General features: G+C 74.2%; 14 protein-coding genes. 3 read left to right on the top strand and 11 right to left on the bottom strand.

Annotated elements, in window-relative coordinates:
• Nucleotides 1–74 precede the first annotated feature (74 nt).
• Nucleotides 75–1,709 (top strand): PucR family transcriptional regulator, encoded by a 1,635-nt coding sequence (locus ABZ934_RS18120; protein WP_361313900.1) that lies wholly within the window; start codon nt 75–77, stop codon nt 1,707–1,709.
• Nucleotides 1,710–1,916: 207 nt separating this feature from the next.
• Here the strand turns inward: ABZ934_RS18120 and ABZ934_RS18115 are convergent, their stop codons facing one another.
• The 5 genes from ABZ934_RS18115 to ABZ934_RS18095 form a co-directional block, all read right to left on the bottom strand.
• Nucleotides 1,917–3,044 (bottom strand): glycosyltransferase family 4 protein, encoded by a 1,128-nt coding sequence (locus ABZ934_RS18115; protein ID WP_361313897.1) that lies wholly within the window; start codon nt 3,042–3,044, stop codon nt 1,917–1,919.
• A gap of 148 nt (nt 3,045–3,192) precedes the next feature.
• Entirely contained in the window at nt 3,193–4,911 is a 1,719-nt protein-coding gene (gene recN / locus ABZ934_RS18110; protein ID WP_361314325.1) for a DNA repair protein RecN, read from the bottom strand.
• Between the two features lie 93 nt (nt 4,912–5,004).
• Nucleotides 5,005–5,961 carry an NAD kinase gene (locus ABZ934_RS18105; protein WP_361313894.1) on the bottom strand — a complete coding sequence of 319 codons (957 nt, stop codon included), beginning with the start codon at nt 5,959–5,961 and terminating at the stop codon, nt 5,005–5,007.
• Nucleotides 5,958–6,773 carry a TlyA family RNA methyltransferase gene (locus ABZ934_RS18100; protein WP_361313892.1) on the bottom strand — a complete coding sequence of 272 codons (816 nt, stop codon included), beginning with the start codon at nt 6,771–6,773 and terminating at the stop codon, nt 5,958–5,960. The genes ABZ934_RS18105 and ABZ934_RS18100 overlap by 4 nt, the downstream gene beginning before the upstream one ends.
• A 7-nt stretch (nt 6,774–6,780) precedes the next feature.
• Complete coding sequence (locus tag ABZ934_RS18095) at nt 6,781–7,041, bottom strand: hypothetical protein (RefSeq protein WP_361313889.1); 261 nt, start codon at nt 7,039–7,041, stop codon at nt 6,781–6,783.
• Between the two features lie 64 nt (nt 7,042–7,105).
• On the opposite strand from ABZ934_RS18095, the gene ABZ934_RS18090 reads away from it, so the two are divergent.
• A complete protein-coding gene (locus tag ABZ934_RS18090) occupies nt 7,106–7,453 on the top strand; it encodes a sterol-binding protein (protein WP_361314322.1) in 348 nt (115 codons plus the stop codon).
• A 67-nt stretch (nt 7,454–7,520) separates the two neighbouring features.
• On the opposite strand, the gene ABZ934_RS18085 is transcribed toward ABZ934_RS18090, so the two are convergent.
• From ABZ934_RS18085 to ABZ934_RS18070, 4 genes are read right to left on the bottom strand one after another with little or no spacing between them, the layout of a single operon-like run.
• Nucleotides 7,521–8,351 carry an ABC transporter ATP-binding protein gene (locus ABZ934_RS18085; RefSeq protein WP_361313887.1) on the bottom strand — a complete coding sequence of 277 codons (831 nt, stop codon included), beginning with the start codon at nt 8,349–8,351 and terminating at the stop codon, nt 7,521–7,523.
• Entirely contained in the window at nt 8,348–9,424 is a 1,077-nt protein-coding gene (locus ABZ934_RS18080; RefSeq protein WP_361313884.1) for an iron chelate uptake ABC transporter family permease subunit, read from the bottom strand. Before ABZ934_RS18080 ends, ABZ934_RS18085 begins: the two co-directional genes overlap by 4 nt.
• Nucleotides 9,421–10,467, bottom strand: a complete 1,047-nt coding sequence (locus ABZ934_RS18075) for an iron chelate uptake ABC transporter family permease subunit (RefSeq protein ID WP_361313881.1) — start codon at nt 10,465–10,467, stop codon at nt 9,421–9,423. The genes ABZ934_RS18080 and ABZ934_RS18075 overlap by 4 nt, the downstream gene beginning before the upstream one ends.
• Nucleotides 10,468–10,515: 48 nt before the next feature.
• Nucleotides 10,516–11,550, bottom strand: coding sequence for an HAD-IIA family hydrolase (locus tag ABZ934_RS18070; RefSeq protein ID WP_361313879.1), 1,035 nt, complete (start codon nt 11,548–11,550; stop codon nt 10,516–10,518).
• Nucleotides 11,551–11,660: 110 nt separating this feature from the next.
• On the opposite strand from ABZ934_RS18070, the gene ABZ934_RS18065 reads away from it, so the two are divergent.
• Nucleotides 11,661–12,932: a DUF1015 domain-containing protein gene (locus tag ABZ934_RS18065; RefSeq protein WP_361313876.1), complete on the top strand. Its 1,272-nt coding sequence runs from the start codon at nt 11,661–11,663 to the stop codon at nt 12,930–12,932.
• A gap of 73 nt (nt 12,933–13,005) precedes the next feature.
• Here the strand turns inward: ABZ934_RS18065 and ABZ934_RS18060 are convergent, their stop codons facing one another.
• Nucleotides 13,006–13,857, bottom strand: coding sequence for a hypothetical protein (locus tag ABZ934_RS18060; RefSeq protein WP_361313874.1), 852 nt, complete (start codon nt 13,855–13,857; stop codon nt 13,006–13,008).
• Nucleotides 13,839–14,335, bottom strand: a 497-nt coding sequence (locus ABZ934_RS18055) for a hypothetical protein (RefSeq protein WP_361313871.1), incomplete at its 5' end; no start/stop codon positions are given. The genes ABZ934_RS18055 and ABZ934_RS18060, both read right to left, overlap by 19 nt.

The raw sequence follows: 14,335 nt of genomic DNA, 5'->3' as shown, positions 1-14,335 counted from the left end.
GGAAGGGGACAGATCGGGCTTCGAAACCGCCCGGTGATGTGCCCGGAACGCGGTGGGCGGTACCGTCCCGCGATATGGACAATCAGGGCGGCATCACGGTTCAGCGGGCGCTGGAACTGCCGGGACTGCGCAGCGGACTGCCGGAGGTCGTGGCCTGTGCCGACCGCCTGGGCCGCACGGTGCGCTGGGTGCACGCGGGCGAGGTCCCCAACATCGCGTCCCTGCTCAAGGGCGGGGAACTGCTGCTGACCACCGGCCTGGGCCTGGGCACCCGGCCCGCCGAGCAGCGCGCCTTCGTACGGCGCCTCGCGGACCGGGGGATCGCCGCGCTCGTCGTCGAGCTGGGACCGCGGTTCAGCCGGCTACCCGCGACGATCGTCGAGACCGCCCGCGCCGCCGGTCTGCCGCTCGTCCAGCTCCACCGGGAAGTCCCCTTCGTGACGGTGACGGAGGAGGTCCACACCGAGATCGTCAACGGCCACTACGCCCTGCTCCAGCGCGCCGAGGAAGTCCACCGGCGATGTACGGAGGCGCTGCTGGGCGGTGGCGGTATCCCCCAGGTGCTGCGCATCCTGGCCGATTTCACGGCCAACCCCGTCTTCCTGGAGACTCCGGACGGGCAGTTGCTGTACGCCGCCGGTCCGGCGGGCGGCGACGCCGCCGCGGACCCGCTCCAGGTGTGGGAGGGCCTGCGCGGTCAGCGCGAGGCGCAGCCGTCCGCCAACACGGTGGTCGTCGACGTCCCGGGCGGCGGCCCCGGAACGGGCTCGGTGCGGGCGCGGGTCGTCCTGCTGGGCGTCTCCTCCCCGCTGCTGCCCGTCCACCGGATGGCGGCGGAGCGGACGGCGGGCGTGCTGGCGGTGGTCCTGATGCAGGCCCGTCAGGAGGACGAGCTGGCCGCGCGCGGCCGGGGCGACTTCCTGACCGACCTGGCCGAGGGGCGCATCTCGGCGGAGGACGCCCCGGCTCAGGCCCGCGTCCTCGGGTTCAAGCCCGGCGGCGCGGGGCCGCTCCTGCCGGTGGTCATGCGGCTCTCCTCCGACCTGGGCCCGTCGGGGAACTGGGCGGTGCTGGCCCGGGCGGTGCTGGAGGAGCTGTCGGCGGTCGGCGTGCCGGTGCTGCTGGGGGTGCGGCCGGTGGAGGGCCGGGTGCCGCTGCTGGTGTCCCTGCGGGCCGAGTCGGAGCGCACCGCGGTCGCGGACCGGGTGGCGGCCGCGCTGCGGGCGGGCGTGGAACGCGCGGGCCTGGACCGGGCGGGGGCGCCGCCGGCGGTGGTCGTCGGCGTGCCCGGCAGTTGGACCGCGGCCTCGGCCGGCCTGCGCCACGCGGCGGAGACGGCCACGGCCGCCCACGGCCTGCCGGCCCGGCCCTGGTACGACGCGCGCCGCCTGGACATCGACCTGCTGCTGTGGCGGCTGCGGGAACACCCCGACCTGGCGGCGTTCGTGGACCGCGCGATCGGGGCGCTGCGGGTCCACGACGCGGCCTCGCGCCCGCCGCTGCTGCCGACGCTGGAGACGTACCTGGCCCACGCGGGCCGCAAGGCGGAGACGGCGCGCGAACTCCACCTGAACCGTCAGACGCTCTACAACCGCCTGGCGCGCATCTCGGAGCTCCTGGGCACGGACCTGGACGATCCCGAAACCGTCCTCTCCCTCAGCCTGGCCCTCCGCGCCCGCCGCCACGTGGCCACGCCGCCCTCTTCCTGACGCGCCCCCGCCTTCCTGAGGCGCCCCCGGCACCCCTCGGCCCCAGCGGGCCTCCCGGGCTTCGGGCCGCTGCGCCGGACTCCGTCCGGCGGGGGCCGGGCCCGGCCGGGGCGCCGCTGCGCGCCGTCGTCCCGGGGCTGCGCCCCGGGCCCCGCGCCTCAAACGCCGGCGAGGCCGATACGCGCGGCCCGCCCGCCTCGACCGGGGCTAAAGCCGCCGGCGGTCCATCAGCTCGTCGTACACCGACAGGACCTGCGCCACCGTCTCGTCCTCCGACGGCCACGTCGCCGCCTGGGCCCGCCCCGCCTCGGCGAGCCCCGCCCGGCGGCCCGGGTCGGCGAGGAGGGCCGTCACCGCGTCCGCCAGCGCCCCCGCGTCCCCGTACGGCACCAGCACCGCCGCTTCTCCCACCAGTTCCGGGACTCCCCCGACCCGCGTCGCCACCAGTGCCACCCCGGCCCGCAGGGCCTCCTGTGCCAGCAGCGACCGGCCTTCCCAGCGGCTCGGGAGCACCGCGACATCCGCTGCCGCCAGCAGCCGGTCGGCGTCCCGACGCCGCCCCAGCAGCCGCACCGGGAGGGCCTCCGCCCCGATGCGCCGGGACAGTTCCGCCCGTAGCGGCCCCTCCCCCGCGATCACCAGCAACGGTACGGGGTCCAGCGCCCGCCACTCCCGCGCCGCCTCCAGCAGCAACCCGTACCCGCGCCGCGCCACCAGGCTGCCCACCGCGATCAGTAACGGCCGTTCCACCGCGCCCAGTTCCGCCCGGATCTTCTCGGGCTCCACCGGTTCCGGCCCCGCCGCCCCCGGTACGGCCACCGCCGCCAGCCGCGCGTCCCGCGCCCCGCGCGACCGCGCCAGGTCGACCTGGTCGGAGGAGGCGCCCAGCACCACCGACGCCGCCCGCGCCACGTGCCGTTCCAGCAGCCGGCTCACCCGCCCGAGCGGGCCCGCCGGCTCGGGGGCGCCCCCGTGCCAGGTCACCACCAGCGGTACCCGTCGCCCTCGCCGGTCCCCGCGCAGCGCCAGCGCGGCCCGCATCCCGGCCCGCACCCCGTGCGCGTGCACCAGGTCGGCCCCCGCGCAGGCGGCCCGCAGGGCGGCCGCCGCGTCGGGCGTGAACTCGGCCCCGGCGCCCGTGAAGTCGTACGTGCCCTCCGCCTCGACGGGGGCGCACACCGTCACCCGTACGCCCCGGGCGGCGAGCCCCGTCGCGAGGGAGCGCACGTGCGCACAGCTCCCCGCGCCCGCGCCGCCGAGGACCTGGACGGTACGCAGCGGTTCCCGCCCGTACGGCTGCGCGGAGGCGGGTGGCGAAACCGGGGAGCTGCTCACGGGCCGAAGCTCCAGGGTGAGGGAGTCAGAGACGTGGCCCAGAATGCCAGTCCGCACGCGCGTTCCGGGACCATACGGGTGCGGATCCCGCCGGAGATACCGCCGTACGCCCCCCAGCCTCACCCACACGGGCTACACCCGCGACGGGCTAGGCGTCCGCGCGGGCGGCGGCCAGCAGTTCCTCGGCGTGCGCGCGCGCCGTCACCGAGTCCTCCTGGCCGGCCAGCATCCGCGAGAGTTCGCGGATCCGGTCCTCGCCCTCCAGGACGGTGACCCCACTGCGCGTCACCGATCCGTCGACGGTCTTCTCCACCAGCAGCTGCCGGTCGGCGAAGGCCGCCACCTGCGGCAGGTGGGTGACGACGACGACCTGCGCCGAGCGGGCCAGCTTCGCGAGCCGCCGCCCGACCTCCACGGCAGCCTTGCCGCCGACGCCCGCGTCGACCTCGTCGAAGAGGTACGTCGGTACCGGGTCGGATCCGGCGAAGACGACCTCCACCGCCAGCATGACGCGCGACAGCTCACCGCCGGAGGCGCCCTTGGCGATCGGCCTGGGCTGCGCGCCGGGGTGCGGGGCCAGCAGCAGCTCCACCTCGTCCGCGCCCGAGGGCCCGTACGCGACGGACCGCCCGTCGACCTCTACCCCCTCGGGGTCCTCGGTCTGGCGGATGTCGAAGGTGACCCGGGCGTGCGGCATCGCCAGCGAGGCCAGCTCGGCCGTGACGTCGGAGGCGAACCGCGAGGCCGCCTCCACCCGGGCGTCCGTCAGTGCCTGCGCGAGCTGGGAGAGTTCGGTCCGCAGTCCGTCCCGCTCGGCGGTCAGCTCCGCGATCCGCTCGTCGTCGCCGTCCAGTTCCAGTAGCCGCGCGGAGCCCTGCTGGGCCCACTGGAGGACGGAGTCGACGGAGTCCCCGTACTTGCGGGTGAGCTGGGTGAGGGCCGCCCGGCGTTCCTCCACCGCGGCCAGCCGCAGCGGGTCGGCGTCGAGGTCGTCGGCGTACCCGGCGAGTTCCCCGGCCACATCGGCCAGCAGGATGCCCAGCTCACCGATGCGTTCCGCGAGCGCGCCGAGCGCCGGGTCGTGGGCCCGTACGGACTCCAGCGCCCGGTGCGCGCCCGCGACCAGCGTGTTTGCGTCGATGCCCTCGGGGTCCTCGGGGTTGCCGGCGAGGGCGGCATGCGCGGCCTGCGCGGCCGAGGCGAGCGATTCGGCGTGGCCGAGCCGCTCGGCCTCCGCCGCCAGTTCGGCGTCCTCGCCGGGCAGCGGTTCGACGGCCGCGATCTCGTCCAGCCCGAACCGCAGCAGGTCCGCCTCCTGGGCGCGTTCCCGGGCCCGGGTGGTGATCTCCTCCAGCTCGACGGCGACCGCGCGCAGCCGCCGGTAGGCACCGGTGTACTTCTCCAGGGGGACGGCGACGGCGTCCCCGGCGTACCGGTCGAGCGCCTGGCGCTGCCGGGCCGGGCGCAGCAGTCCTTGCTGGTCGGTCTGTCCGTGGACGGCGACGAGGTCGTCGGCGAGTTCGGCGAGCAGGCCGACGGGCACGGAGCGTCCTCCGACGTGGGCGCGCGAGCGGCCCTCGGCGGAGACGGTCCGGCTGATCAGCAGGGCGCCGTCGTCGAGTTCCGCCCCGGCCTCCTCGGCCCGCAGGGCGGCGGGGGCGCCCGGCGGCAGCACGACGCGACCCTCGACCACGGCCGCCTTGGACCCGATCCGCACCAGGGCCGGGTCGGCGCGACCGCCGAGCAGCAGCCCGAGGCTGGTGACGACCATCGTCTTGCCCGCGCCGGTCTCGCCGGTCACCGCGGTGAAACCGGGCGACAGCTCGACCACCGCGTCGTCGATGACCCCGAGCGACCGTATCCGCATCTCCTCAAGCACGGGACGACGATACCGAGGTTTCACCGGTGCCATGTGACGTCACCCTTCGAGAGTTTCCCGAACGGATGTGCTAATAGCGGGCTAATGCGGGGCCCCGCGCCAGCCCGACACGGGCAGGGCGAACTTGGCCACCAGCCGGTCGGTGAAGGACGCGTGGTGCAGCCGGGCGAGCCGCACGGGTACCGTCCCGCGCCGGACCTCCACCCGCGCCCCGGCCGGCAGCTCCAGCGTGCGCCGCCCGTCACACCACAGGACCCCGTGCGGGGTGCCGGTCTGCACCTCCACCGCCAGCACCGAGTCGGGCGAGGTCACCAACGGCTTCGCGAACAGCGCGTGCGCGCTGATCGGCACCATCAGCAGCGCCTCCACCTCCGGCCAGACCACCGGCCCGCCCGCCGAGAAGGCGTACGCCGTCGAGCCCGTCGGCGTCGCGCAGACGATCCCGTCGCAGCCGAAACCGGACACCGGACGCCCGTCGATCTCCAGGACCACCTCCAGCATCCGCTCCGGCGACACCTTCTGGACGGCGGCCTCGTTCAGCGCCCAGTCCCGGTGGACCACGTCGCCGTTGGTCCGCACGAGCACGTCGATGGTCATCCGCTCCTCGACCTCGTACGCGCACGTCACCACCCGGTCCACGACCTTGTCCAGGTCGTCCCGCTCGGCCTCGGCGAGGAATCCCACCCGGCCCAGGTTGACGCCTAGCATCGGCACCCCCGAGCCCCGCGCGAACTCCGCACCGCGCAGCAGGGTCCCGTCGCCGCCCAGCACGATGAGCAGCTCGCACCCCTCCAGGGCCCCGGGCGTCCCTTCGGCCACCAGCTCCACCTCGGGCGGCAACGGCAGGTCCACCGCCTCGTCGGCGAGGACCCGTACCCCCAGCCCCGATTTCAGCAGCCCCTGCACCACCAGCTCGGCGCTGCGGATGGCCGCCGGCCGCCCGGTGTGCGCGACGAGGAAGACGGTCCGCCCCGCCGTCGAACCCGTCCCGCCCGCTCCTGACGTTCCCGCTCCTGCTGTTCCCGCTGCATCGGTCACTGCGGCCCCTCCGCCACTGCACGATCGACATCCCCCGGGTCGAGTGCCGGTGCCCCCGCCCGCAGCCACAGAAAGTACTCGACGTTGCCCGACGGCCCGGGCAGCGGGCTCGCGGTCACCCCGAGCACCCCCAGCCCCAACTTCCACGCCTGCGCCGCCACGTCCCGTACGGCCTCCGCGCGCAGCTCGGGGCTGCGCACCACCCCGCCGCTGCCCAGCCGGTCCTTGCCGACCTCGAACTGCGGCTTGACCATCAGCACCAGGTCCGCGCCGGGCGCGCAGCACCGTACGAGCGCGGGCAGCACCAGGCCGATGGAGATGAAGGACAGGTCGCCGACGACGAGGTCCACCTCGGCGCCGTCGAGCAGTTCGACGGTCAGCTCGCGGACGTTGGTCCGGTCCTTGACGGTGACCCGGTCGTCGCTCTGCAGGGACCAGGCGAGCTGCCCGTAACCGACGTCCACGGCCATCACGTGGGCGACTCCGGCGCGCAGCAGCACGTCGGTGAAACCGCCCGTGGAGGCGCCGGCGTCCAGCGCCCGGCGGCCTTCGACGACCAGGCCCTGCGGCTGGAAGGCCGCGAGGGCGCCGGCCAGCTTGTGGCCGCCCCGGGAGACGTAGTCGGGGTCGCTGTCGTCCTTGAGGACGACGAGGGCCGCGCTGGTCTCGACCTGGGTGGCCGCCTTGGTGGCGGTGGTGCCGCCCACGGTCACCCGGCCCGCGGCGATCAGCTGGGCCGCGTGCTCCCGTGAGCGGGCCATGCTGCGGCGTACCAGTTCGGCGTCCAGGCGGCGGCGTGCCACTCCTGCCACGTTCGGTTCAGCTCCTGTTTTCGTACGGTCCGGGGACGGGCGGTGCGTCCAGCGCGGTCAGCGCGTCGCGCAACCCCCTGTGCACATCCTCGTACACCTCGACGTGTCCGTCCGCCGTGAGATGGTCGACGGCCGCCAGCCGCTCCAGGAGACCGTCGACCCCGGCGTGGCCGGTGGCGGTGCGTTCGACGCCCAGCGGCGCGGGCCCGGCGGGCTCGGCGGGGGCCTCGGGGGTGTCCGCGGCGGCTTCCGGTGCTTCGTCGGTCATGCTCCGACGCTACCGCGAAGCGCCCCGCGACCACGTATGGCTCTGCGGTACGGTCGTGATCACGATGGCTACCACCGAGGAGTGCCGCGAAGCACTCGACCGACTCTCAGACAACCTGGCCCGCGCCGACGGCGACGTGCGCGGCGCGGTCGCGCTCGACCGCTCCCTCAGCTGCCACATCACCGACCTGGACCAGACGTTCAGGGGCCGCCTCGAAGGCGGCCGGATCCGGGTCGACGCGCTCACCCCGGGGCCGCCCGCCGGCAAGGCGGAGATCCGGCTCGCGATGACGGGCGACGACCTGGTCGCGATGGTCGCGGGCGAGCTGAGGTTCGCCCGTGCCTGGGCCTCGGGCCGGGTCCGGCTGGAGGCCGGCTTCCGTGATCTGCTCCGTCTCAAGAGCCTGCTCTGAGCCCCGGGGCCGGATCGGCCCCGGGCCCCGGTTCCCGTCCGGGCCCGGTGCCGCCCCGAACCCCGTTTCAGGCTGACTGTCGCGCGCGCGCCTTCCGGGCGGCCGGGATCACCAGGGGCGTACCGGTCTCCGGATCCTCGATGATCTGGCAGCGCAGCCCGAACACCTCCTGCACCAGCTCGGCCGTGACCACCTCGGCCGGCGGCCCCTCGGCCACGACGACCCCGCCGCGCAGCGCGATCAGGTGCGTGGCGTAGCGGGCGGCGTGGTTGAGGTCGTGCAGCACCGCCACCAGCGTCCGCCCCTGGCTCTCGTGCAGTTCGGCGCACAGGTCGAGGACATCGAGCTGGTGCTGGATGTCCAGATACGTGGTCGGCTCGTCGAGCAGCAGCAGCGGGGTCTGCTGGGCCAGCGCCATCGCGATCCACACGCGCTGGCGCTGCCCGCCCGACAGCTCGTCCACGGCCCGGCCGGCCAGTTCCGCGACCCCGGTCGCGGCCATCGACTCGGCGACGACCCGCTCGTCCTGCCGCGACCACTGCCGCAGCAGCCCCTGATGGGGGTGGCGGCCACGGGAGACGAGGTCGGCGACGGTGATCCCGTCGGGCGCGATCGAGGACTGCGGGAGCAGGCCGAGGGTCCTGGCCACCTGCTTCGCCGGCAGCGAGGCGATGGCCTGGCCGTCCAGCAGGACCTGCCCGGCCGACGGCTTCAGCATCCGGGCCAGGGCACGCAGCAACGTGGACTTGCCGCAGGCGTTGGGTCCGACGATCACCGTGAAGGAATGGTCGGGGATCTCCACCGAGAGGTCCTCGGCGATGACCCTCCGGTCGTAGCCGAGGGTCACGTTCCGCGCGGTCAACCGTTGGTTCACTTGCCCACTCCTTGCGTCGCTCATACACGTCCCGCCTTGCGCTCGGTGACGAGCAGCCAGAGCAGGTAGACACCGCCGACCAGCCCGGTCACCACGCCCACCGGCAACTGGTCCGCCCCGAAGGCCCGTTGCGAGGCCCAGTCCGACACCAGCAACACCACGGCCCCCATCAGGGCGCCGGTGAGCAGGTTCGGCCCCGGCGAGCGGGTCAGGCGCCGGGCCAACTGGGGCGCGGCGAGCGCGACGAAGCTGATGGGGCCGGCCGCGGCGGCGGCGGCCGTGGTCAGTACGATCGCCGCCGCCATCAGCAGCAGCCGGCTCCGTTCCACCCGGACGCCCAAGGCGTGCGCGGCGTCGTCGCCCATCTCCATCATCCGCAGCGCCCTGCCCTGCCCGAGGACGAGCGGGAACACCACCGCGCAGGTCGCCAGCAGCGGCCACACCTGCGACCAGTCCCGGCCGGCCAGCGAGCCGGTCAGCCAGACCATCGCCCGGGTCGCCTCGACGAGTTTCGCCTTGGTCAGCAGGTACTGGATGAGGGCGATGAGCATCGCGGAGGCGCCGATGCCGACGAGCACGAGCCGGTAGCCGTGGATGCCCTGTTTGTACGCCAGGAGGTAGACGGCGGCGCCCGTCAGCAGGCCACCGACCACCGCCCCCGCCGCCACCGCGGCGGAGCCGCCGTGGAAGACGATGATGGCGGTGAGCGCGCCGACCGCCGACCCGTAGCCGAAGCCCAGCAGGTCCGGGGAGCCCAACGGGTTGCGGGACACGGACTGGAAGACAGCGCCGGCCATCCCGAGCGACGCCCCGACGAGCAGCGCGACCAACACCCGTGGCAGCCGCAGGTCGTTGACGATGAAGTCGTCGGCGGGACCGCCCCGGCCCAGCAGCGTCCGCACCACGTCCCAGGGCGCGATCTCGAAGTCGCCGGTGCCGATCAGTACGACCGCCATGACCAGCGCCACGGCCGCCAGCAGAAGCCCGGCCGCCAGGGCGCGCGGCTCCACGCGCAGGGCCGTCCCGCCGGGTCCGCGCAGCACCCGCGACCGGCTCCGCGTGGACTTCCCGGGGTTCGTCGCCGTCGTCCGCGTCACAGTTGGGCCATCCTCTTGCGCCGGACGAGGTGGATGAAGACCGGGCCGCCGACGAGCGCGGTGACGATGCCGACCTGCAGCTCGGCGGGGCGGGTGACGATCCGTCCGATGACGTCGGCGCCCAGCAGCAGTACGGGGGACAGCACGGCGGAGTAGGCGAGCACCCAGCGCATGTCCGGGCCGGTGAACAGCCGTACCAGGTGCGGGATCATCAGCCCGATGAAGACGATCGGCCCGCAGGCGGCGGTCGCCGCCCCGCACAGCAGGGTGATGGCGACCATGGCGCCGATCCGGGTCCGTGTCAGGTTCGCGCCGAGCGCCCGGGCGGTGTCGTCGCCCATCGCCATGGCGTTGAGCGACCGGCCGAGCGACAGCGCCAGCACCGCCCCGACCAGCAGGAACGGGGCGACCTCACGGACGGTGTCCATGGTGGCCGACGCCAGCGAACCGACCGTCCAGAAGCGGAGCTTGTCCAGCGCCTTGCTGTCCATCAGCTGTACGGCGTTGATGTAGCCGACGAGGGCGGCGCTGGCCGCGGTACCGGCGAGCGCGAGGCGCACCGGGGTCGCGCCGCGGCTGCCGCCGAGCACGTACACGACGACCGAGACGACGGCTGCTCCGAGGAAGGCCCACCACACGAACGCGCTGAGCGAGGAGGCGCCGAGGAAGCTGATCGCCGAGACGACGGCGGCGGCGGCGCCCGCGTTGACACCGAGGATGCCGGGCTCCGCGAGCGGGTTGCGGGTCAGCGCCTGCATCACCGCGCCGGACAGCCCGAGGGCGAGGCCCACCAGCACCCCGAGGAGGGTCCGCGGGACCCGCAGGTCGCGCACCACCACGTCGCTCGGGGTTCCCGCGTAGTGGAACAGGCCGTGCCAGACCTGGTCGAGGGGCATCTGCTTGGCGCCGACGGCGATGCTCGCGACCGCGACCAGCGCCAGCGCCGCGAGCGCGGCCGACAGACCGGCCGCGCGGGCGCCATGGCGGGCGCGGGAGGCGGCGACGGGCGCGGCACTCGGTTCGGGGGGACTCTCGACCAACACGCAAGTTAGGTTAGCCTACCCTGCACCAGACGGGTCCCCCGGTCGCGCCTACAGCCCGAGCCGCGCCAGCGCCTTCCCCGCATCCAGCGTCGAAGAGCCCTCCCCGGCCTCCGTCCAGGCCGCCGCACACAGCGCCCGGAGCCCGTCCAGCGGGTCCCCATGCTCCCCGCGCAGGGTGAGTACGCCGTCCAGCGCGACCGCCGTCCAGGCGCCGCAGCGGAACCCGTCCCCGGCCGCCACGACCTCCGGCTGCCCGGTCAGCAACCCGCGCAGGTCCCGGTCCACGTACGTCGGCCGGTGCTTGGGTTCGGCCCGCAGCAACTGCGCCGCGTCCGTCACCCCGGTCAGCACCAACAGCGAGTCCACGTCCCCGTTGAACGCGCCCTCGATGTCGGTGTCCAGCCGGTCCCCCACCACCAGGGGCCGCTCGGCCCCGGTTCGCAGCACCGTCTCCCGGTGCATCGGGGGCAGCGGCTTGCCCGCCACCTTCGGCTCCGCGCCCGTGGCGATCCGCACCACCTCCACGGCCGCCCCGTTGCCCGGCGCGATCCCGCGCGCCCCCGGGATCGTCAGGTCGGTGTTCGACGCGTACCAAGGCACCCCGCGGTTGACCGCGTACGCCGCCTCCGCGAACCGCCCCCACGTCAGGTCCGGGCCGCCGTACCCCTGCACGACCGCCGCCAGGCCCTCCTCGTCGGCGGACTCCACCGGCACCAGCCCGCGCTCCCGCAACGCGACCCGCAGCCCCTCCCCGCCGATCACCAGCACTTTCGACCCCGGCGCCACCTGATCGGCGATCAGCCGGGACACCGCCTGCGCCGAGGTGATCACCTCGCCCGCCTCGGTCGGGATCCCCAGCTCGCACAAGTGCTCCGCGACGGTGTCCGGGGTCCGCAGCGCGTTGTTGGTGACGTAGGCGAGGTGCATGCCCTCCGCGCGGGCGGTGCCCAGCGACTCCACCGCGTGCGCGATGGCCCGGCCGCCCGCGTACACCACCCCGTCCAGGTCCAGCAGGGCCGTGTCGTACGCCTGGTGCAGACTCCGCTCACTGCCCGCGGGACTGGTCCTGCTCTGCCCGGTCATCGTGTCCGCTCCCTCGTCCACTCGATCCTCGATCGAATCCGTCTGCATGTGCCCTGCCCAGGCACTCCCCCGATCATCCCGCACCGTGAGACGCGTCTTACCATGCACCAATGACCACACCTGGTAACGCGGACCGAGGACTGCGCCTGATCCCCTTCCACGGGCTGCGCTATGACCCCGAGCGCGTCGGCAGCCTGGCCGCCGTCACGTCACCGCCCTACGACGTGGTCGTACGACCCGACGGAGTCGACTACCTCGAATCCGCCGACCCGCACAACATCGTCCGCCTGATCCTCCCCCAGGCCGACACCCCCGCCGCCCGCAACGAACAGGCCGCGCGCACCCTGCGCCACTGGCTCGCCGAAGGCGTCCTCAGCGCCGACCCCGAGCCCGCCCTGTACGTCTACGAGCAGCGCAAGCCCGGCGTGCTCCAGCGCGGAGTCATCGGCGCCCTGGCCCTGACCACCGCCGCCGACGGGATCGTGCTCCCCCACGAGGACGTCATGCCGCACGTCGTCACCGACCGCGCCGGCCTGATGCGCGCCACCTCCGCGAACCTCGAACCCCTCCTCCTCACCTACCGCGGCGGCGACCCCGCGACGGGCGCGGCCTCGGTCATCGAACGCACCGCGGAGCGCGAGCCGCTGCTGTCCACGGTCACCGAGGACGGGTTCCGGCACAGCCTGTGGGCCATCACCGACCCCGCCGACCTGGCCGCCGTCACCGCCGACCTCGGCCACCGCCAGGCCCTCATCGCCGACGGGCACCACCGCTGGGCGACGTACCTGCGCCTCCAGCAGGAGCACCCCTCGCCCACCGCCTGGGACTTCGGCCTCGTACTGCTCGTGGACACCGCCCGCTACCCGCTCCAGGTCCGCGCCATCCACCGGATGCTGCGCCGGCTCCCGGCGGCGCGGGCGCTGGCCGCGCTCGACGGATCGTTCCGCGTCCGCCCGATCGATGGCCCGCTCCCGCTCGCCCTGGAAGCCCTCACCGACGCGTCGGAACGCGGCAACGCCTTCCTGCTCACCGGTGACGGCACCTTCCACCTGGTCACCGACCCGGACCCGGCGCTCATCGAACGCACCGTCCGCCACGACCGCCCCGAGGCGTGGCGCCGACTGGACGCGACGGTCCTGCACGCCGCCCTCCTCGACACCCTGTGGCAGATCCCCGACGAGCCGGAGCACATCTCCTACATCCACGACGCCGCCGCCACCGTCGAGATGGCCGAACGCCACGGCGGCACGGCGGTACTGCTGCACCCCGTACGGGAAGATGTGGTCCGGGACCTGGCCCGCCAAGGCGTCACCATGCCCCGCAAGTCCACGTCCTTCGGCCCCAAGCCGGCGACGGGCCTGGTGCTGCGCAGCCTGGACTGACCCCGCGCCACCGGCCGCGGACGTGCGAAAGGGCGGTACCCCGGGAAGGGGTACCGCCCTTTCAGTTCAGCCGTCAGGCCTTGTCGCGGCCCTCGGCGCGCTCCGCGTCGGCGGCGGCGTCGACGGGCTCGTACTCCTCGTCGTCCTCGTCGTAGTACTCGGCCTGGTCGGCGGCGCGCTCGGCAGCCGCCACCTCGGCGTCGTCCACGTCCTCGTCGTCCTGTTCGACGTCGTCGTCCTGTTCGACGTCGTCGTCCGCGAGGTCTTCGAGGTCGCCGTCCTCGTCGTCCGGCACGGCGGCGTCGACGAACTCGACCCCGTCGAGCTCGGCGAGCCGGTCCGAAGCGTCCGTCGCCTGGTCCTTGTCGGCCTCGGCGGTCTTGGCGAACCACTCGCGGGCCTCGTCCTCACGACCGGCCGCCAGCAGGGCGTCGGCGTAGGCGTACCGCAGACGCGCGGTCCACGGCTGCACGGAGTTCGACGCCAGCTCGGGGCTCTGCAGGGTCACGATGGCGGCGTCCAGCTCGCCCATGTCCCGCCGGGCACCGGCAGCCACGAGACGCATCTCGACCTGACCGGCCTTGTCCAGCTTCTGCACCTCGGGCTCACCGGCCATCGCCAGCGCCCGCTCCGGACGGCCGAGGCCGCGCTCGCAGTCGGCCATGACGGGCCACAGCTCGACGGAACCGGTCATGCGCTTGGCGGCACGGAACTCCGCGAGCGCCTCGCTGTACTTCTGCGTGGCGTACGCGGCGAAGCCGGCGGCCTCACGGACGGCGGCGACGCGGGAGGCGAGGCGCAGGGCGATACGGGCGTACGCGTACGCCTGCTCGGGGTCCTCGTCGATCAGCCGGGCCACCATGACCAGGTTGCGCGAGACCTCCTCGGCCAGACCCTTGGGCAGGCTCAGGAGCTCCTGACGCACATCGGCGTCGATCTCGTGACCGGTGATGTCCTCGTCGATCGGAAGCCGCTTGACCGGGTCGCGGTCGCGGTCGGCGCGGAAGTCGCGGTCGCCACCACGGTCGTCGCGGCCACGATAGCCACCGCGGTCGCCACCGCGGTCATCACGGCCACCACGGAACCCACCACGGTCGCCGCCGCGGTCACCGCGTTCGTCGCCGCGCGGGTAACTGGGACGGTCGCCACCACGGTCATCGCGACGCTGGAAACCACCACCGGCGGGACGCCCACCACGGTCGTCGTCACGGCGCGGATAGCTGGGACGGTCACCACCACGGTCATCACGACGCTGGAAACCACCACCCGTCGGACGGTCACCACGGTCATCACGACGCGGGTAACTCGGACGGTCACCACCACGGTCATCACGACGCTGGAAACCACCACCCGTCGGACGGTCACCACGGTCATCACGACGCGGGTAACTCGGACGGTCACCA

The organism is Streptomyces sp. NPDC046557, assembly GCF_040645975.1.
Taxonomy (GTDB): Bacteria; Actinomycetota; Actinomycetes; order Streptomycetales; family Streptomycetaceae; genus Streptomyces.
Note: the sequence above shows the minus strand (reverse complement) of the source record. Positions and strands in the feature narration are given on the sequence as shown.